We start from the raw sequence: 20073 nt of genomic DNA, 5'->3' as shown, positions 1-20073 counted from the left end.
CTGCGTCAGCGGGGCAAAGTTGGGGGAATGTCGGGTGGATTCCCCCAACTTTGCCCCGCTCGCCGGGTCAGCGGCGGGTGGTGCCGGCGTCCTCGGCGCGCAGGCCCGTCCAGTTGTCGCCGGTCTCGAACTTGTAGGCGTCGTCGAAGGAGCCGCGCTCGGCTTCGGCGGCGGCGACCCGTGCTGCGTGGGTGGGCGCCTCGGGGACGTCGGCCGGCTTGCGGGCTTCGAGCTCGCGGCGCAGCACCGGGACCACCTCAGTGCCCAACAGCTCGATCTGCTCCAGGACCGTCTTCTGCGGGAGCCCCGCATGGTCCATGAGGAACATCTGGCGCTGGTAGTCACCGACGTTGTCCGCCATGGTCAGGTAGCGCTCGACGACCTGCTCGGGGGAGCCGACGGTGAGCGGGGTCTGCGCGGTGAAGTCCTCCATCGAGGGGCCGCCGCCGTAGACCGGGGCGTTGTCGAAGTAGGGGCGGAACTCGGTGATGGCGTCCTGGGAGTTCTTGCGCATGAACGCCTGGCCGCCGAGGCCCACGTACGCCTGACGGGCCGTGCCGTGGCCGTAGTGCTCGAAGCGCTCGCGGTACAGCTGCACCATCTGCGCGGTGTGGCTCATGGGCCAGAAGATGTTGTTGTGCAGGAAGCCGTCGCCGTAGTAGGCGGCCTGCTCGGCGATCTGCGGGGAGCGGATCGAGCCGTGCCACACGAAGGGCGCGACGCCGTCCAGCGGGCGCGGGGTCGAGGTGAACTGCTGCAGCGAGGTGCGGAAGCTGCCCTCCCAGTCCACGACGTCCTCGGTCCAGAGCCGGCGCAGCAGGTCGTAGTTCTCGATCGCGATCTCGACGCCCTTGCGGATGTCCTGGCCGAACCACGGGTAGACGGGGCCGGTGTTGCCGCGGCCCATCACGAGGTCGATGCGGCCGCCGGTGAGGTGCTGCAGCATCGCGTAGTCCTCGGCGATCTTCACCGGGTCGTTGGTGGTGATCAGCGTGGTCGCGGTGGACAGGATGAGGTCCGTGGTCTGCGCGCCGATGTAGGCGAGGGTGGTGGTGGGGGAGGAGGTCACGAACGGAGGGTTGTGGTGCTCGCCGATCGCGAACACGTCCAGACCCACCTGCTCGGCGAGCTTCGCCTGCTCGACCATGCCCTTCAGGCGCTCGTTCTCGGTGGGCACCTTCCCGGTGGTGGGGTCCGGCGTGATGTCGGCGATGGTGAAGATTCCGAACTGCATGGCAACACTCCTTGGGTGGTCGTGGAATATAGTTCAATAATAAACTACTTTCGGACGGGGCGCAAGGAACAGGCGTGCGGCACCGGTCACCGTGGGGCTGCGGTCGCCGAGGGGCACCGGTCACCGCCGGGCTGCGGGCGCCGTCGGGCGCGGGTCAGGACGGGGCCTATCCTGTGGCGGACGAAGGGAACAGGCCATGACCGGTGCGTTCGAACGCTGCAAGGTGCGCTGAGGATGGCGGTCTCGCTGCTGCTCGCCGTCGCCGGCGCGATCCTCATGGGGCTCGCGGCCGTCGCCCAGGCGGCCGCGGCACGACGCGTGAGCGGCCCCGGCGTGCTGATCCATCCGCTGTACGTCGCCGGGCTCGCGATGGACTTCGCCGGCTGGCTGCTGTCCCTCGTGGCCATGCGCCACGAGTCCCTCATGGTGGTGCAGACGGTCCTGGCCGGGTCCCTCATCATCACCGTCGTCGTCGCCCGTCTCGTGCTGTCGATCCCGCTCCCGCCCCCGGCGATCCTCGCGGTGCTGGCGCTGAGCGGCGCCGTCGCGGTCGTCTCCGTGGCCGGGATGCCCGGGCCGCCCGGTCCCGCGCCCGCCGGCGCAGCCCCCGTCGCAGCGCTCGCCCTGGGGGCGACCCTGGTCCTGTGCGTGCTGCTGCGTCGCGCCGGCGTCGCGCCGCAGGCGATCCTCGCCGGCCTGGGCTACGCGGGCACGGCGATCTGCGCCCGGGCGGTCGAGTCCGGGACTCTGACGCAGATCCTCGCGTCCCCGCTGGCCTGGTGCGGCGCCGCCTTCGGCATCGTCGGCACCGTGATGTTCGCCCGCGCGCTGCAGGCCTCCCCGGATGCTGCAGCGCCGGCGACGGCCTGGCTGTGGGTGATCGAGGTGATCGTCCCCACCGGGGTGGGCCTCGGACTGCTCGGGGAGCGGCTGCGTCCGGGCTGGGAAGTGGCTGCGATGGTCGCGCTCGCCGTGGCGCTGGCGTCGGCCGTGGTGCTCTCCCGGCAGTCCGCCGCGGTCGAGGCGGTGCCTCCCGTCAGGGCTGCCGGGGACGCACGAACGGGAAGGTGAGGATGTCGCGGATCGTGGTGTCGGTCAGCAGCATCACCAGACGGTCCATCCCGATCCCCAGCCCGCCGGCGGGAGGCATGCCCGCCTCGAGGGCGCGCAGGAAGTCCTCGTCGATCTCCATCGCCTCCGGGTCCCCGGCGGCGGCCTTCAGCGACTGGGCGGTGAAGCGCTCGCGCTGGTCGATGGGGTCGGTCAGCTCCGAATAGGCGGTACCGATCTCCATCCCGCACGCCACCAGGTCCCAGCGCTCCACGAGCCCTGGCCGGGTGCGATGCGGGGCGGTGAGCGGGGAGGTCTCCGCGGGGAAGTCGGTGTAGAAGGTGGGCCGGATCGTCTGCGGCTCCACCAGCTCCCCGTACAGCTCCTCGAGCACGGCCCCGGGCCCCATGTCCCCGCGCAGCGGCACCTCGTGGGCGGCGGCCAGGGCGGTCAGCTCGTCGATGTCGGTCTCCACGTCGACCCGTCGGCCCACCGCCTGCGAGACCGCCTCGGCCATCGGGATCGCCGGCCACGGGCCGGAGACGTCGGTGAGCAGCGCCTGCAGCCGATCGCCCGGATCGGTGCCGACGGGTTCTGCCGTGCGCACGTCCCGCAGCGGCAGCACCTCCGCTCCGTAGAGGCTTCGTGCGGCGGCCTTGACGAGCCGCTCGGTGAGCCGGCGCATGTCCGTGTAGTCCTGGAACGGCCAGTACGTCTCCAGCGACGTGAACTCCGGATTGTGGGTCGCGTCGGCCCCTTCGTTGCGGAAGTTCCGGCCGATCTCGAAGATCGGTCCGAGCCCGCCCACCAGCAGTCGTTTGAGCGCCAGCTCCGGGGCGATGCGCAAGCTGAGATCGAGGTCGTAGGCGTTGATGTGGGTGCTGAAGGGTCGGGCGTTGGCCCCGCCGTGCACCGACTGCAGGATCGGGGTCTCGACCTCCTGGGCGCCCTCGCGCAGCAGCTGCTCCCGCACCGCGGTCAGCACGGTGGAGCGCGCGCGGAGCAGCCCGGCCCCGCGCGGGTGCACCACGAGGTCCAGCGAGCGCTGTCGCAGGCGGGAATCGGGATCGACCAGGCCGTCGAAGGGCACCGGGTGCAGCGCCTTCGCGGCCATCGCCCAGCTGTCGACGAGCAGCGAGGGGGTGCCGCGGCGCGAGTGCCCCGGACGCCCGGTGAGGTGCACCAGGTCGCCGAGGTCCACCGTGCGGCGCCAGAGATCGAGCGGTCCGGGTCCCGTCGACGCCTCGTCCAGGATGATCTGCAGGCTCTCGCGGCCCGCGCAGAGATCCGCGAAGACCACCGCGCCGTGCTCGCGCACATGCCGGACCCGACCCGCCACGATGATCTCGTCGTCCGGATCCCCTGCGTGCACGGCGGCGACCGCCGCGGGGAACGGCAGCGGCTGCGGCAGGCCGACGGGATAGGGCGCCATGCCGGCCTGCCGCAGCCGCTCCAGGTGCTCGAGGCGATGCGTGAACTGCTCCGAGCGGCGCAGCAGCGGCAGCTCGACGGCCTGCCGGGAGTTCGCGGCGTCGGCCCGCGTGCGCTCGAGCAGTTCCGCGGGGAGCTGCTGCTCGAGCGGGGTGCCGGCGCCCCACAGCGGGGCGAAGCCCTCCAGGGCCATCGCGGCCAGCGCGGAGGTCGGGAGCGCGGTGAGCGAATCGACCAGGAGATAGCGGGGCACCCAGTGCGGCTGATACTTCGCGTTGGACCGGGCGAGACGTTCGAGCTGGAACCAGCGGTCGGCGCGGGAGAGCAGCAGCGAGCCGATCCGCACGCCGGGACCCGCGTCGACGGCATCCGCCTCGACGAGCACATGGCGGAACATGGCGAAGTTCAGCGACACGCGGCGCACGCCCAGCTCCGGTGCCTGCGCCATGAGCTCGGCGATCATCAGCTCGGTCGCGCCGCCCGGGGCGCCGGGGGAGCGGCGCATGACGTCCAGGGACAGTCCGCTGCGGCCCCAGGGGACGAAGCTCAGCAGCGCCTTCCAGCTGCCGCCGGCCTGCTCCGGGTGCTCGGGGTCCTCGGGGTTCTGGGGGTCCTCGGGATCCTGGGGGATCTCGGCGGTGACGAGCAGGCAGTCCGCGTCGGCCGGATCCCCGAGGCGGGACAGCGCCATCGAGAAGCCGCGCTCCTCCCCGCCCTCGCGCCAGGAGTCGGCGAGCTCGACCAGCCGTGAGCGCTCCTGCTCGCTGAGAGAGCCATGGCGACGCACCTGGACCACCAGGCCCGCGCGGCGCGCATGCTGGACCGCGCGGCGCACCGGGGTCATCGCGGGGGTGGACAGGCGGAACTCCTCCGGGCGCAGCACCGCCTCATCGCCCATCCGCACCGCGATCATGCCGTGCTCGGTCCATCGCCGGGCCGCCTCCTCCGACGCGGAGAGGACCGCCGGGGTCCACCCGTGGGTGCGGCATTCGGTGATGAAGGCGCCCATCGCCTCGTGGTCGCGGGTGCTCGGGCCGACGGGATCGCCGGCGGCCATCGCGACCCCGCCGAGGCGCCGGGAGGCGACCATCGAGGTGTCCCCGGCCGTGGCCACCAGCTCCTTGTCGCGGCGCGTCGCGAAGTAGCTCAGGGAGTCGCGGTCCCCGTCGTGCAGCAGCAGGGCACGGAGGGTCACCTCCTGGTCCGGGGTGCGCACGGTGCGGCGCGGGGCGGCACGGAGGAACGTCCACGCGGTGGCGGCCAGGGTGAGCCCGGTCAGCGTGGAGGCGGTCCAGCCCAGGCCCGGGGGTGCCGCCCCGGCGGGATGCCCGCCCACCAGCCCCAGGCTGTGGCCCAGGGACCAGACGAGCACCGTGGCATCGACGCCCAGCTCCTCGTGGGTGAGGGCGATCCACAGCGCGGTGACGCCCACGGTGAGCGCCGAGCCGACGGCCAGCACCAGCAGGGCCAGCCACCGGGAGCCGTGCGGCATCCGGGCCGGGAACCGGTCGCGCAGCCTCCACAGCAGCACCAGCACCATGATTGCCACCACGGGGCTCAGACCATTCGCGACGACCATCGCCCAGAGCGGCACCGGATGCCTGATCGTGGAGGGGTCCAGGCCCAGCATCTGCACGAGGTCGATCACCGAGAGCACGGCGCCGAGGACCTGCAGCCCCGCGAGGGCTGCCAGCGCCAGACGCTTGCGCCGCTGCATCCCTCCGGCGAGGAGCACCAGCAGCACCACGGACGCGAACGACGGGGCGACCGGGACGTTCAGGGCCGAGAACAGCAGGTCGGCGACCGACGGCGAGCGTCGGCCGAAGCCCGTGAACAGCATCGAGACCACGCTCAGGGCCGCGGCGAGGAGGAGCGCCCCGGTGACGAGGCGGGCGATGCGCTCGTGACGGATCACGGCGGGCGTGCGGGGATCCCCAGCGCTCATCCCAGGTCCTTCCGAGGTCGTCCCGACACCGTCCCGAGGAGTTCGCCGGGAATGGGAGTAGCGTACGGCCCCTGCGAGGAGGAAGCAGATGGGTATGGGCGCGTTCGACCTGATGGGACTGGGGACCGCGGTCACCGCCACGGTGATCACGGCGATCGTCTTCGCCCTCGCGGTGCTGAGAGTTCCGCGTGCGCGGCACCCCCACCTGGCACAGGTCGTCGCCCTCGTGCTCGTGAGCTCGCTGGTGCTGGTCACCGCCGCGCTGTGGATCAACCGGGCCACGGGCACCGTGAGCAGCTGGGAGTTCCTGGCGCAGGGACCCGGGGAGCTCTCGGTCCAGGCGCAGGACGGGGCGCCCGCGCAGCGAGGGGCCGACGGAGAGGATCGCGACGAGCTCGCCGCGCTCGAGGCCGCGCAGTCAGCGCCCGCGACCTCGCTCCAGCGCGATCCGTTGGACGACAAGGCGCTCACGGGGCTGCGCAGCACCACGCACGGCCAGTGGATCACCGTCACGATCCCTGCCCCCGGCATCGCGACGACCGAGGCGATGGTCCATCTGCCCGCCGGCTACCTGCAGCATCCACAGCGGCGCTACCCCGTGATCGTCGCGCTCAGCGGGATCCCCGGCGGTCCCAGCACCTTCCGGCGCTCGTTCGAGCTCGGGCGCGACATGGACAGGGCCGCATCGCACGGGGAGCTCGGCGAGGCGATCGTCGTCGCCCCGACCCCGTATCCCGGGACCTACGACACCGAATGCGTGGATGCCGACCCCTCCACCGACCCCGCCACCGGACCCTCTTCGCAGGGCAGCGACGGTCAGTACGAGACCTACCTCGCCGAGGTCGTCCCGGACTGGGTGCGCACGCATCTGCGCACCGTGGAGCACCCGGAGGCCTGGGCGAGCTTCGGCTACAGCGCCGGCGGCTGGTGCGCGAACATGCTCGCCCTGCGCCACCCCGACCTCTTCGCCAGCGCGATCTCCCTGGCCGGCTACTACCAGCCGCTCTACGCGAGCGGGCAGCAGTGGAGACCGGACGACGACCCCCGCTATGACCTCCCCGCCCTCGCCGCCGAGGAGGCTCCGGCCGTGCGCCTGTGGTTCTTCTACGGCGCGGACGACCCGCTGCCCCATCCCTCGCTCGCCCAGATGCAGCAGGCGGTGCGAGCGCCCACCTCCCTCACCGTGGCCAGCACTCCCCGGGGCGGGCATACGGCCTCGCTGTGGGTCGAGGTGACCCCCGCGGCGCTGCGCTGGCTGGGGAGCAGCTCCCCGGGGTTCGCCCCCGCACCGACTCCCTGAGCGGGTCGGGGAGAACGGCTCCGCGCTGTCAGGCGCCGGTGGCAGGATGGTGAACCATGACATCCGAGAGCATCGAAGCCCTGTTGGACGCGACCCGGTTGGCCGGGCTGGAGACCACCGAGGGAGGCAGGATCCTCGCGAAGGTCTCCTCCCCGAACGCCAAGGGCACCGCCTACCGCAGCGCGCTCGTGGAGCTCGAGGGAGACCGTATCCTGCCGCTGACCCGCGGTGACGCCTCCATCGGGGCGGTCGCCGTCGCCGAGGACGGCACCACCTTCTTCACCGCCAAGCGGGTGGGAGAGGACGGCTCCGAGGCCGACGCGTCGGGGGATGCCCAGCTGTGGGCGCTGCCCGTGCGGGGCGAGGCGCGCGAGCTCGCCGCTCGTCCCGGCGGCTTCGGCGCGCTCCACCTGGCCGGCGGCCACCTTCTCGCCGAGCTCGAGGTCCACTCCCAGGCGGCCGACGAGATCGAGCACGCGCGTCTGAGCGCGGCACGGGAGACCGCGAAGGTGACCGCAGCCTTCCACGCCGCCTTCCCCACCCGGTACTGGGATCAGGATCTGGGGCCGACGCGCACCGTCCTCGCCCTCGCCGCTCTGCCCGAGGACCTCGACTGGGCCGAGGCCACGGAGCCCACCGGATCGGCGACCGCCGACTCCGCCACCGGATCTGCCACCCAGCCCGCCGACGGATCTGCCGCCGATCCCGCCGACGGATCTGCCACTGGATCCGCCACCGACCCCGCCACCGGATCCGCCGACGACGGGCCCCGCGCGCAGGTGCTGCACTTCCGCCACGTCGAGATGCCGCCGGGTCGGCTCGTCGGCTGGACCGTCGACCGCATCGGATCGAGAGCCCTGGTGGCGATGTCGGATTCCCGCGGCGACCTGGTCGCCGCCCCCGATCTCTACCTCCTCGACCTCATCGGCGCCCAGCCTCCGCGCCTCCTGCGCGAGGCCACGGCGGAGGTCGAGTACGGCCCCGGCGAGTTCAGCCCGGACGGCACCAGGGCGCTGATCGGACGCCAGCAGATCTGGACCCAGCACGCGAGCCTCTCGGCCTCGGTCGAGCTGCTGGACCTGAGCGACGGGACCACGACCACGGTGTGGCCCGAGCTGGACCACTGGGTCGATCCGGTGTGGCTGGACGACACGACGCTGATCGCGACCAGTGATGACCACGGCCGCGGCTCCGTGTGGATCGGCGGGGTCGACGACCCGACACCGCGACGCGTCGCCGGCGGCCCGGAGCAGGATCTGGCGTTCTCGTCGGCATCGGTCGCCGGGGGAGCAGTCATCGCGTCGGCCTCCGGGATCGACGTGGCGCCCTTCCCGGTGCGCATCGACCCGGCGACCGGGGTTGTCGAGGAGCTGCCGAACCCGGCCGCCTCCCTGGCCTCCGCCGGCACGCTCACCGAGATCATCGCGACCGCCGAGGACGGCACCGACCTGCGCGCCTGGCTGCGCGTCCCCGAGGGCGAGGGCCCGCACCCGCTGGTGGTCTTCGCCCACGGCGGCCCCTGGGGATCCTGGAACGCCTGGACCTACCGCTGGAACCCGAACCCCTTTGTGGCCGCCGGCTACGCCGTGCTGCTGCCGGACCCCGCGATCTCCACCGGCTACGGCCAGGCGATGATCGACCGCGGCCAGCACGAGCTGGGCGGCGCCCCGTTCACCGACATCATGGCGCTGACGGACGCGGCCGTGGAGCGGACGGACATCGACGCCGAGCGCACCGCCTTCGCCGGCGGCTCCTACGGCGGCTACATGGCCAACTGGGTGGCCGGGCACACCGGCGACCGCTTCCGCTGCATCGTCACGCACGCCTCGCTGTGGGACACCGAGTCGATGGGTCACACCACCGACAACGCGGGCTGGGAGCGGTCGATGCGGGACCAGAACCAGCAGTACAACCCCAAGGACTACGTGGGGGACATCGTCGCCCCGATGCTCGTGATCCACGGCGACCGCGACTACCGGGTGCCGATCGCCCAGGGCCACGCCCTCTGGTACGACCTGCACGAGTTCTCGGCGACCCCGCGCGACGCCGACGGACGCACCCGGCACCGCTACCTGTACTTCCCCGACGAGGGCCATTGGATCCAGGGCCGCGGGAACGCACAGGTCTGGTACGAGACCTTCCTCGGGTTCCTCGACGAGCACGTGCGCGGGGTGGCCTGGGAGCGACCGGCGACTCTCGGCTGAGGTGCGCCGAAGCGACCCGAAGCGACCCGAGGCGGCCCGGGTCGGCCCGGGGCGACCCGAGGCGACCCGAGGCGGCCCGAGGTGGCCCGGGTCGACCCGTCCCGTGGGCAGCTGGGCGGCGATGCCAGGACACGCACGGCGAATCCACTGAAATGTCCCGCGGGCGGGACGTATCGGTGGATTCGCTCGGCGAGTCGTGGGGCGGGTTGAGCGTCGGGTCGTGGGGCGGGCCTCTCGTGCGCTGGCCAGGGGGTCTTGCGGTGCATCACGTCGACCTCAGCTCGGAGCTAACATTCGACCGCCGTCGGGTCCTCGAGCGCGGTCAGGTCCTCGACTGCCGTCGGCCCCTCAGACGCGGTCGGGCTCCTGGAGCTCGACGATCGGCTCGCTCGAGCCGCTCAGCAGCTTCGAGACGGGGCAGCGGGCATGGGCGGCCTCTAGGAGCGGCTGCGCCTCGTCGGCCGCCATCTCGTCGATCGTGACGAGAGCGCGGGGCGCGAAACGGTAACCGCCCGACGGGTCGCGGTGCAGGCCCACCTCGACGCTCACATGGCTCTCGTGGGGCAGGCCCCGCTCCGCGAGGACCACGCGCAGGGTCTCACCGAGGCACGTGCTCCAGGCCATGGCGAGGAACTGCTCGGGGTTGAACCCGCGTGCCGGTGCCGTCGGCCCGCCCGTGGGGAGCAGGGCCTCGGGGGTCGGGGCGGCTCCTTCCGGAAGCTCGGCGGAGGGGACCTCTGTCGCGAGAGTGGCGGGACCCTCGTGCACGCGCACCTGTCCCGACGTGCCGTCGACGTTGTCCACGCGGGCCGTGTACAAGGCGCCGGATGAGGGGTCGCGCGGAGAGGATGTCGAGGGCTGCACCATGGCTCCAGGCTAGTGGGGAGTCGGATCGCGGGAGATCACGCCACCTGGTCCGACGGCGCGAGCCAGGTGTTGCACTGGGAGACGTCGCCGTCGGATTCCAGTCCGACCTTCAGCCAGCGCACGCGGGACGCCGGCTCGAGGCTGTGCGGCTCGTCCTCCGTGGGCCAGGTCGACTCATCGAGCAGCGTCTCGATCATCTCCGGGGTGGGCTGCGCGGCCGCGGGGACCTGCATGGTGGAGGCCGCCGCGAGGCAGCGCATCTGCAGGTTGTAGCGGCGCCAGGCCTCGTCAGCACGCTCCGGATCGTCCGCGAGCTTCTCGTCGAGCGCGTTGAAGTAGAACGCCAGCGAGCTGTTCCAGGTCACCGTGTTCATGTACAGGTACGACAGGTCCCACACATAGGCGCCCGGCACCGCGGCCGGATCGGTCTGCTCGGCTCCCGTGCCGTAGCCCGCGGGCCAATAGATTGTGAAGTCGAGGTTGCACACCCGCGGGAAGTCCTCCTCGAAGGTGTCCGGCTCGCAGGGGGAGCTGGGGATGTCCGGGTAGGTGTAGACCTGGACCGTCGGCCCGTCCCAGGGCAGCCCGCGGTCGGAGTTCGCGCTGGACCACAGGAAGTTCAGGCAGTCGTTGGCGGCGTCGAGGGCGGCCTGCAGCTCCTCCACGGTCTGCTCGACCGGGGTCTCGGGGATCTTGCAGCTGCTGACATCGGGCAGGGAGCCGGTGGTCAGCGGGTTGTTGGCCATGACCGCCCACACGTCGTCGGCATCGCCGTCCACGGTGTCGAGCGGGGAGATCCCCACGAACGTCGAGTCCGCCGGGTCGGTCGAGAAGTCGGTCTCCGCGGGCTGCGTCGAGGTCGATTCGGGGTCCGACGGGGCTGCTACGGAGGGGTTCGTCCCGCCGCTGCGCTGGAGGGTCAGGTAGAGGACTCCTCCGCCGATCACGAGCAGCAGCATGGCGATGCAGCCGAACGCCACCGCGATCAGTGCCCAACGGCGCCCGGGGGAGGGCTGTCGACCCGGGGCCTGCGGGGAGCCGCTGAACTGTCCGTTGTGCTGCGGAGCAGGGGACGAGGCGTTGTACGGGGAGGCGCCGGAGCGAGCGTTCGGGTGGGGCTGGTCCGCTCTCCACGCCTGATGGGTGGCGTCGGGGTCGGCGCCCTGTGCTCCCCAGCCCTGCGGCCGATCACGGTTGTCGCCCCCGTACCCCGGAGGGCCGTTATGCGGCGCGCCGTCCCCTGTGCCCGACATGCGCTCCCCCTTGCGTTCCCCGGCCGTTGCAGCTCGCACGATATCCGGGGAGGACGGAGCGAGCGGAGGAACAGGGGGTTCGGCGTCGCGGGTCGACCCGTGCCGACGGCCCTGAGGCATGTGGGCCGGGCACTGCGATGCCGCTGACGTGGGCTTTCGACGGTGTCGACGCCGGAGGTCCCGATGCGGTCACGAGGTGGCGAACGTCGGCCGCGAGGACGGAGCCTGCGCGCCTCCTTGACAAAAGATCGAACACGCGTTCGACTGTGCGGTATGCGATGGAGTGGACAGGCGATCGACGACGAGCAGCGCTCCCAGGCCCTCCTCGGGATGAAGGGACTGGTGCGCAGCGTGCGCACCCCCGAGTTCCAGGGCGTCACCTTCCACGAGGTGACGGCGAAATCTGCGCTGAACCGGGTACCCGCCTCGAGCTCGATGCCGTTCCAGTGGAGCGTCAATCCGTATCGCGGGTGCTCCCACGCCTGCGTCTACTGCTTCGCCCGCAGCACGCACACCTATCTCGACCTCGATGCGGGCGCCGACTTCGACCAGCAGGTCATCGTGAAGGTCAACGTCGCCGAGGTGCTGCGCGCCGAGCTCGCCAAGCGCTCCTGGAGCCGCGAACTCGTGGCACTGGGCACCAACACCGATCCGTATCAGCGTGCCGAAGGGCGCTACGGGCTCATGCCCGGGATCATCTCCGCCCTCGCCGACAGCGGCACGCCGATCTCGATCCTCACCAAGGGCACCCTGCTGCGGCGGGACCTCCCGCTCCTGACGACGGCCGCGGACAGGGTCCCGGTGGACCTCTCGATGTCGATCGCCGTCTTCGACGACGACCTGCAGAAGGCGATCGAGCCGGGCACCCCGACCACCGCCGCGCGGCTCGCGACCGTGCGCGCCGCGGCCGACGCCGGCTTCCGCGTCACCGTGTTCCTCATGCCGATCATGCCGTGGCTGACCGACTCCGACGCCCAGCTCGACGAAGCCCTCGCGCAGATCGCCGCGGCTGGTGCGGAGCGCGTCGTCTTCGGGGCGCTGCACCTGCGGCCGGGCGCGAAGGAGTGGTTCCTCCAGTGGATCGAGCGGGAGCATCCCGAGCTCGCCACCGGATATCAGCGCTTCTACGGCCGGGAGTCCTATGCACCGGCGAGCTATCGCAAGAACCTGTCCCAGCGGGTGCGGCCGCTGCTGCAGCGCCACGGCCTGGACATCCACGAGGACGAGGACCAGCCCGAGCAACGACGGGCCGCCGCTGGCAGAGCCGCCCGGGCCGGCAGGGTGCGGCCCGCCCCGGCCGCACTCGACCTGGTCCCGCAGCCGTCACTGTTCTGACGAGCACGGCTGTGCGGAGAGGCGCGGCTGTGCTGAGTGGTGCGACTGTTCGGAATCTAGCGGATGCAGAAATGCCCCCACCAGCAGGTGAGGGGCATTTCTTCGGCGGAGGATAGGGGATTTGAACCCCTGAGGGCGTTAACCCAACACGCGTTCCAGGCGTGCGCCATAGGCCGCTAGGCGAATCCTCCAGCGCTCGTAAGAGCAGGCATCAGCGTACCCGACACCCAGGGGTGGTGCGAACCGAGCGGGCGCAGGTCACACTCGCTCCTATTCAGGGCTCCAGCTCCTTGAGCTCGACCAGTCGCAGGTCGTACTGATCTGTGCCCAGGGCGGTACGCAGCGGCGCCTCGTGGGACGAGCCGACGACGAACAGCACCCGTCCGCTGGGGACGGCACCCGTCGCCGACCGCAGGCGCGCCGCGATCGCCAGGTTCCTCGCGCGCCAGTTCGCCAGCATCACCCGTCGCAGCCGCGGGGTGCCCTCTCCGCCCACGAGGCGCTCCGAGCTCTCCAGACGTTCGGTCGTGGCCCGCACGTCATCCGATGCGTAGAACCGCCATTGAGCCCAGAGATCCTCCACGAGATGCGGTGGAGCGACAGCCTCCGCGAGCAGACCGGAGATCTCCTCCTTGTAGCCCAGGAGCTCCGCCTCGAATCCCTCGGGCAGCGGGTCGATGTACTCGACACCGGCATGGTCGTCAACGTGCGCGACGTAAGAATGGCCGAGCTTTCGAGCAATGTGCGCGCCGATCGAGATGGTCTCCCGGCGTCGGCCCGCGAGATCGTCGAGGAACTCCCTGACCGGCTCATCGAGGTTCGCAACCTGGTACGGAAGCAGTAGAGCATTGATCGGCTCGCGGGCCCGGATCCAGGCGAGCACCTGGTCTGTCAGCGAGCTGTCGGGTGAACAAGCCTCTTGCTGCGCGACCCAGAGATCGCTCGGCGGCGAGCTCAGCAGAGCGGCACCGCATCGGGCGTCGATCGCCCCGCCGACCTGGAAGTCAGCGAACGTCCCGCCGCGCTGCTCGTACTCGACGACGAGGTTCCCCGGCAGGGCCTCGATCGCCACCAGGTTCGGTCGCCAGGCGGCCAAGCGCTCGCGTGCACGAGCCACTGCAGGCTCCGGTGTGCTCGCAGACAGGTGCGCGGTCGGGACGATCAGTAGTTCCGTGCTCAGCGGGGGAGAGGACATCGTCGACCTTTCTGTGCTGGAGGCATGGTCCAGGCTATCGAGCGGCGCCCTCCGCCAGCTCAGATCTCGTACTCGAGGAGCTGGTGGTACGTGCGGTTGCGATAGACCAGCGGCTCGTCGTTCGCGATCTCTGCGCGGTCCGCGGCGACGATCACGAGATGGCTGCCGCCGGCGGGGACGCGCTGCAGGATCCGGCCGCTGATCCACCCCGCGGTGCCGTCCAGCACGGGCTCCCCGGTGGGGAGATGGTGCCAGGCGACCTGTGCGAACCGGTCGATGCCGGAGGTCGCGAACACGGTGGAGACCTGACGTTGGTTCGCGGCCAGCAGGTTCACCGTCACCGTCTCGGCCTGGCTGAGCGCCGGCCACGAGGACGACGTGTCGTTGATGGAGAACGCGAGCACGGCGGGCTGCGCGGACACGGAGATCACGGACGTCGCCGTGAATCCGAGGGGTCGGGTCCCGTTGGTCAGCGTGACGACGGCGACACCGGCGGGATGGCGACGGAAGAGGTCGGCGAAGGTCTCCCGGTCCAGGGCGCCATCGGCTTTGGTGGGACTATCGGTGAAGGTCGTGGGGTCAGACGGCATGGACTGCCCTCCTCGAAGGGATTCGGTCTGGGACTCCTGGGTCCTATGGGGACTTTCGGGTGACGATAGCGAACATAGGGGCCGTGCTGTTCTGCCGCCAGAATTGTGACGGCGGAAGACCTGTTCGGCAGCGGGCGATCACGATCCTTGGGCCCCGGAACTCCGCCTCTGCCTCCGCCTCGATTATCGCGATGACGTCCGTGCGACACGGATTCCCGAGGTCGGTGGGCAGCACCCCGATCAGCCCGCTGCCGCCTGCCCGGCGGAGTTCCCTGCATTGCTGGGAGCCGGGCCGGTAGCTGAGCTCCTGGACGGCGGCCATGGCGCCGGTGCGCACCGGTACTTCCACCCCTCACCGGCGAATCTGAAGTGTTTCAGATGTCGAGCCGACGGTGAGGCGAGCGGTTCACCTCTACCGCTGAGTCGCCGACTCGTCCGGCGTCTCCGGCGCCTCTGGTGTCCCGGGCGTCTCCTGTGCTCCTTAGGTTCCCTGAGTTCCCTGAGTTCCCTGAGTTCCCTGAGTTCCCTGAGTTCCCTGAGTTCCCTGAGTTCCCTGAGTTCCCCGGGCTGCCTGATCTCCCGGCGTGCCCGGCGACGTCCCGCGTGCCATCAGCCGCGTGGCGAGGAACGGGAACACCAGCACGGTGACAGCTCCGCCGGTGACCATGATCGAGGCCATGGTGGTGGTGATCAGCCCGGAGGACGCGGCGACCTGGGTGACGGCGACGATGATCGGCAGGCCCGTCGCCGCGTACAGGCTCAGAGCGCCCCGCTCACGCGGCGTCCCCAGGCCTGAATGGGTGGTCGTGAAGGTCTCGCGCAGGAACACCGGGAGCCCGCGGACCAGCGCGATCACGGCGACGAAGCCGAGCAGCAGCGGCCACTGCGCGAGGACCGCAGCGAGGTCGATGCTCATCCCGCTGGTGACGAAGAAGACCGGGATGAGCAGGCTGAACCCGACGATCTCGATCTTGTGCATGACCTCGTCGGCATGGGTCGGCGAGGCGGACCGGAGAGCGGCGTTCAGCAGCAGCCCGGCTGCGAACGCCCCGAGGGCGACGTCGAGCTCGAGGACGGCGGTGAGCAGCATCAAGGAGATCAGCACCCAGACGGTCACCCGCAGCGTCGTCTGCATCGTCGAGTTCGACTCCGCGGCGAAGGCTCTCCCGAGCAGTGGGATGCGGCGGAAGAACCGCCCGGGGATCGCCACCGTCAGCACGGCGAGGACGGCGAAGAGCAGCAGGATCAGCGCCGCCTGCCAGGTGCCGCGGGTGGAGAGCAGCAAGGACATCGCCACGATCGGCAGCAGCTCCCCGAAGGCGCCATGGACCATGGTGGACCGTCCCAGCGGCGAGTTCATCACGCCCGAGTCCTTGAGGATCGGCAGCAGGGTTCCCAGCGCTGTCGAGGTCGACGCGATGCCGAAGACGACCGCGGTGTGCCAGTCGCCCTGGAGAATCAGGAAGCCCGCCCCGATTCCCAGCAGTGCGCAGAGAGCCCAGGTCAGAGCGGCGTGACGGCCCTGCTTGCCGCGCATGTCCGAGGTGTTGACCTCGAAGCCCGCGAGCAGGAAGAGGAAGCCGATGCCGAGCTCGCGGAGGAACTCGACGGATTCAGTCTGCTCGGCGAGCCCCAGCGCGTAAGGGCCGATGAGCACCCCCAAGCCGAGCAGCCAGACCACGTCCGGGATGGTGCGCCGGGTGACCAGCGCGAGGAGCGGCGCGAGGACCGCCGCCAGCGCGATCCACCACATGGACAGCAGATTGTCGACCAGCATGTGCGCCTCGGCCATGGGCGGTGTCCTTCGTCCGACGTCGAGTGGATTTCCATGACCATTGTCGGTCAGAAAACGAGGGGGCGACACCGGGGACGCCGAGCCCTCGCCCGCCTCGCTGCCGAGTTCGCTCCGCTGCCGAGTTCGCGCTGCTGCCCCCGAGCTCCCTTGCCCCGGACCGCTTCGCTGCTCTATCCACCCATTGGTCCCTGAGGACCTGTTGCGGTGCTTCTTATAGGTCCTCAGCGGCCAATGGTGGAGGTGGCAGCGAAGGCGTGCCCGCCAGCGGGCCGTGACCAGGCCGGGAGCGCGGTCGGGGGCCGGGTCGTGGTCGGGGCCGGCTGAGAGCGCGCCCGGTCGCTCCCTTCCAGTTGCTCACCGGCGGGGCCGGAGCGCCGGCGGCGAGGACGCTGCGGCGCAGGGCGCTGAGGAATCGGGAGGGGCGGCGGATGTCGGCCGCTGTCAGCCGTCGGAGCGTCCACCCGGCGGATTCCAAGGAGTCACGCCGAGCATGCTCCTCGCGCCATGCCTGTTTGCTGCGGTGGATGTCGCCGTCGTACTCGACGCCGATCAGCAGCGATGCGTAGGCGTTGTCGATGCGCCGGGTGGTTCCGGAATCCGGGTCGGGGACGCGGAGATTCGGAGTCGGCTCGGGGGACCCGGCCCGGAGGACGAGGAGGCGTGTCCGGGTCTCTCCCGGGGACTCGGCCCCTTCCCGCGCGTCGGCGAGAGCACTGGTCAAAGCGCGGAAGCCGGGGCGGTCCCGGAACGGTTCGAAGGCTTGCCGCATGGCCTCCCGACTGGTCGGGCCGAAGGCGCTGTGGGGCCCCAGGAAGTGGTCCAGGGCGATCACCACCTCGTCGCGTTCGAGGGTCGTGGCGAGCTCGAGCAGGAGATCGGGCGGAGCAGAGAGGACGAGACCGTTCCACCTGCGGGTTCTGCCCACTGTCAGGCGATGGACCGTGACGTGCTGCCCGGCCTTGGCACGGGGCCCCGGAGGAATACGGCAATGCAGGTGGGGGAGGCGAAGCTCCAGAGCGGGGTGGTTGGGGCCGTCGAGGCAGAGGTCCGCGAGCGGCGGCGCGTCCGGATCGTTCCGTGGGGCGAGCAGACTGAGCCGGTGCCGGCCGTCCTGCGGATCGCGCAACTTGACGAGGAGACCGACCCCGTTGTCGGCGTCGACCGGGACCGGGACTCCGTACAGCACGGCAGCCGTGGTGTGGCTGAGTACGGCGCCCGGGACCACGGTCCTCTGCAGGGAGGCGGCCACTGCCTGGAAGGACGCTGGGGCACGGCGCGGGGTGAGCAGTCCGGGCAGCGGACGGACGAACTCGTCGCTGCTCAGGCGATTCGTCGAGACGCCCAGCTCGCGCCAGCGACTGCGGGGCAGCAGGACCTGGTCGGGGAGCGGGGTCGCACGCATGCGGCGACCGTAGGGGTCATGCAGTGCCTGCTCCGACGCGGATCCATCCTTGTGGAAGGGCGGCCTGTGGGGAGGAACGGTGCCGACCCCGCGGGCACGGTCCGCGGGGACGCTCGCGGCATGGCGGGAGGGGAGGGTCGCCGAGTGGTCCCTGAGGACCTATCGCGGTGCCTCGGACAGGTCCTCAGGGGCCACTCGGCGCATGCTGACGGCGCATGCTGGCAAGGCAAGGCAAGGCAAGGCAAGGCAAGGCAAGGCAAGGCAAGGCAAGGCGGAGCGGGGCGGCGCAAGGCCGCAGTGGCCCCGACCCCGCCCCCGCCCCCGCCGGGCAGGGTCAGACGTCCTTCTCGGGGTGTCGGACGATGTTGACGATGGCGGCGACGAGGCCGCCCCAGACGGCGATGATCGCGATGGACATCATGACGATTGCAGAGACAGACATGGTCACTCCTTGCTGAGGGGGATCGACGAGATCGACGAGATCGACGAGGCTGACGAGGTCGACAAGATCGATGGGGCCGACGAGGTCGACGAGATCGACGGGGTCAGTGGTGCAGACGAAGTCAGTGGTGCCGACGGGATCGGGTGCGGGGCGGCGGTCACCATTCGGCGGACCGCAGCTCGTGGGGAGTGGTCGCCTCGGGCGTGGAGACCAGGCCCCTGCCGGCCACGGCTGCGGGGGCGATCGGGTCGCCGTCGGAGTCGTCCTTGTAGATGTTCGAGCCGGCGGGCCACGGGATCAGCGAGAGCCCGATCGCGATGACCAGCAGGCCGATCGCCATCAGCCAGCCGAACACGACCACGAACCAGCTCGGATATTCCCCGTAGATGGTCGGAGCGGTGAGCAGGTCGATGGTGCTGAGCACCAGCGAGGCGCCCAGGACGATCGGGGCGACGCCGCCGACGCACACGATCCACCAGGTGCGGATCGGGAAGGTGCCCTTGACGTTGAGGTGGTCGCGCAGCGTGGGCAGGCCTCTGACCACGTAGGTGACGATGATCGTGGAGACCAGGGCAGCCGCGACGATGCCGTATTCGTTGACCCACTTGTCCAGCACGTCCAGCAGCGGCAGCCCCATCGTGGTCGAGAACAGGACGATGGAGACCACTGCCAGCGGGAGGCACACCCACAGCGTCGCGGGGATGCGGGCGAAGCCGAACTTGTCCTGGATCGCGGCGATGACCACCTCGACGATTGAGATCAGGGAGGTGAAGCCCGCCAGGACGAGGGATCCGAAGAACAGCACGCCGATCAGGGCCCCGGCCGGAGCCTTGCTGATGATCGTCGGGAAGGCGATGAACGCGAGGCCCACGCCGTCCGTCACGACCTCGTCGATCGCCACGCCCTGCGCCTGCGCCATGAAGCCCAGCGCGGAGAACACGCCGATCCCGGCGAGGATCTCGAAGCTCGAGTTCGCGAAGCCGACCACCAGGCCGGAGCCGGTGAGGTCCGTCTTCTTCTTCAGGTACGAGGAGTACGTGAGCATGATGCCGAAGGCGACGGACAGCGAGAAGAAGATCTGGCCGTAGGCCGCGATCCACACCTTCGCGTCCAGCAGTGCCCCCCAGTTGGGCTTGAACAGGGCGTCGAGGCCGTCGATCGCCCCCGGGAGGAACAGCGAGCGCACCACCAGGATCACGAACATCAGCACCAGCAGCGGGATGAACACGACGGAGCTGGCGGAGATGCCCTTCTGCACGCCGAGCGCCATCACCACGATGACGGCGAGCCACACCACGATCATGGAGATCAGCACCGCCGGGACCACGTCGAAGGAGAGCGTCACGTCGGCACCGCCGAGCGCCTGCGTGAACTCGCCGAAGAAGCCCTCCGCGTCGTCGCCCCAGCGCTGGTCGAAGGAGAAGATCGTGTAGTTCGTGGCCCAGGCCAGGATCAGGGCGTAGTACAGGGCGATGATCAGCGCGATCAGCACCTGCCACCAGCCGATGAACTCGGTCCAGCGCCTGAAGCGACGCCACGCCATCGGCGCGGAGCCGCGCCAGCGGTGGCCGATCGCGTAGTCGAGGAACAGCAGGGGGATGCCGGCGCTGAGCAGGGCGATGAGGTACGGCAGGATGAACGCGCCGCCGCCGTTCTCGTAGGCCACCGCGGGGAAGCGCCAGATGTTGCCGAGGCCCACTGCGGAGCCGATGGCCGCGAAGATGAACGCGGTGCGGCCGGTGAAGGCCCCGCGGTCGGCGCTCGAGGCCGTCGTGGCAGGGGAGGGGGATGGTGCGCTCACAGGTGTCGCCTCCGAATGATTGCGTGCGCCGAGGAGTGATGGCTGGGTGGGGCGTGCGGGATGGGGACGGGCAGGGGCGTACCCGGCGCGATGCCGGGACGGCGCACGGTCGGCGGGTCTCGCGCCCGTGCGAAGGCCGGAGATGCGCGAGCGGTGGGGTGGGCGACCGTGCATCGTGCACGGATGATACTCGTCCGCCAGGTCGTGCGGTGGCGCACGGCCCGCCACC

General features: G+C 70.8%; 14 protein-coding genes and 1 tRNA gene. 4 read left to right on the top strand and 11 right to left on the bottom strand.

Annotated elements, in window-relative coordinates; all coding sequences use genetic code 11:
- Positions 1-67: 67 nt before the first annotated feature.
- Positions 68-1234 (bottom strand): LLM class flavin-dependent oxidoreductase, encoded by a 1167-nt coding sequence (locus tag ACT3T5_RS16205; protein ID WP_444594904.1) that lies wholly within the window; start codon positions 1232-1234, stop codon positions 68-70.
- Between the two features lie 234 nt (positions 1235-1468).
- Between ACT3T5_RS16205 and ACT3T5_RS16200 the strand changes: the two genes are divergently transcribed.
- Entirely contained in the window at positions 1469-2305 is an 837-nt protein-coding gene (locus ACT3T5_RS16200) for a hypothetical protein (RefSeq protein WP_444594903.1), read from the top strand.
- Here ACT3T5_RS16200 and lysX read toward each other — a convergent pair.
- Positions 2271-5660: a bifunctional lysylphosphatidylglycerol synthetase/lysine--tRNA ligase LysX gene (gene lysX, locus ACT3T5_RS16195; RefSeq protein ID WP_444594902.1), complete on the bottom strand. Its 3390-nt coding sequence runs from the start codon at positions 5658-5660 to the stop codon at positions 2271-2273. The genes ACT3T5_RS16200 and lysX overlap by 35 nt on opposite strands.
- Before the next feature lie 88 nt (positions 5661-5748).
- Here lysX and ACT3T5_RS16190 point away from each other — a divergent pair, with 88 nt between their 5' ends.
- A complete protein-coding gene (locus ACT3T5_RS16190; protein WP_444594901.1) occupies positions 5749-6960 on the top strand; it encodes an alpha/beta hydrolase in 1212 nt (403 codons plus the stop codon).
- A gap of 56 nt (positions 6961-7016) precedes the next feature.
- Positions 7017-9164 carry a S9 family peptidase gene (locus ACT3T5_RS16185; RefSeq protein WP_444594900.1) on the top strand — a complete coding sequence of 716 codons (2148 nt, stop codon included), beginning with the start codon at positions 7017-7019 and terminating at the stop codon, positions 9162-9164.
- 348 nt (positions 9165-9512) lie between these two features.
- On the opposite strand, the gene ACT3T5_RS16180 is transcribed toward ACT3T5_RS16185, so the two are convergent.
- Positions 9513-10031: an OsmC family protein gene (locus ACT3T5_RS16180; protein WP_444594899.1), complete on the bottom strand. Its 519-nt coding sequence runs from the start codon at positions 10029-10031 to the stop codon at positions 9513-9515.
- Positions 10032-10066: 35 nt separating this feature from the next.
- On the bottom strand, positions 10067-11284 hold the full coding sequence (locus ACT3T5_RS16175; RefSeq protein WP_444594898.1) for a hypothetical protein: 1218 nt from the start codon (positions 11282-11284) through the stop codon (positions 10067-10069).
- Between the two features lie 273 nt (positions 11285-11557).
- On the opposite strand from ACT3T5_RS16175, the gene ACT3T5_RS16170 reads away from it, so the two are divergent.
- Positions 11558-12619 (top strand): Rv2578c family radical SAM protein, encoded by a 1062-nt coding sequence (locus ACT3T5_RS16170; protein ID WP_444594897.1) that lies wholly within the window; start codon positions 11558-11560, stop codon positions 12617-12619.
- A gap of 106 nt (positions 12620-12725) precedes the next feature.
- Here the strand turns inward: ACT3T5_RS16170 and ACT3T5_RS16165 are convergent.
- The 7 genes from ACT3T5_RS16165 to ACT3T5_RS16135 all read right to left on the bottom strand — a co-directional run bounded on the left by ACT3T5_RS16165 (position 12726) and on the right by ACT3T5_RS16135 (position 19844).
- Positions 12726-12810, bottom strand: a tRNA-Ser gene (locus ACT3T5_RS16165).
- 83 nt (positions 12811-12893) lie between these two features.
- Positions 12894-13736 (bottom strand): DUF5694 domain-containing protein, encoded by an 843-nt coding sequence (locus ACT3T5_RS16160; RefSeq protein ID WP_444594896.1) that lies wholly within the window; start codon positions 13734-13736, stop codon positions 12894-12896.
- Between the two features lie 137 nt (positions 13737-13873).
- The gene (locus ACT3T5_RS16155) at positions 13874-14404 is read right to left on the bottom strand and encodes a flavin reductase family protein (protein WP_444578480.1); all 531 of its coding nucleotides are present in this window, start codon (positions 14402-14404) and stop codon (positions 13874-13876) included.
- A 481-nt stretch (positions 14405-14885) separates the two neighbouring features.
- On the bottom strand, positions 14886-16196 hold the full coding sequence (locus tag ACT3T5_RS16150; RefSeq protein ID WP_444594895.1) for a cation:proton antiporter: 1311 nt from the start codon (positions 16194-16196) through the stop codon (positions 14886-14888).
- A gap of 214 nt (positions 16197-16410) precedes the next feature.
- A complete protein-coding gene (locus ACT3T5_RS16145) occupies positions 16411-17601 on the bottom strand; it encodes a hypothetical protein (protein ID WP_444594894.1) in 1191 nt (396 codons plus the stop codon).
- A 334-nt stretch (positions 17602-17935) separates the two neighbouring features.
- Positions 17936-18043: a methionine/alanine import family NSS transporter small subunit gene (locus ACT3T5_RS16140; protein WP_444578484.1), complete on the bottom strand. Its 108-nt coding sequence runs from the start codon at positions 18041-18043 to the stop codon at positions 17936-17938.
- Between the two features lie 157 nt (positions 18044-18200).
- Complete coding sequence (locus tag ACT3T5_RS16135; RefSeq protein WP_444594893.1) at positions 18201-19844, bottom strand: sodium-dependent transporter; 1644 nt, start codon at positions 19842-19844, stop codon at positions 18201-18203.
- Between the last annotated feature and the right edge of the window lie 229 nt (positions 19845-20073).

The sequence above is a fragment of the Brachybacterium sp. AOP3-A1-3 genome (genome assembly GCF_052378285.1).
Lineage (GTDB): Bacteria > Actinomycetota > Actinomycetes > Actinomycetales > Dermabacteraceae > Brachybacterium.
The sequence above is the reverse complement of the archived record's forward strand: the minus strand, read 5'-3'. Positions and strand labels throughout refer to the sequence as shown.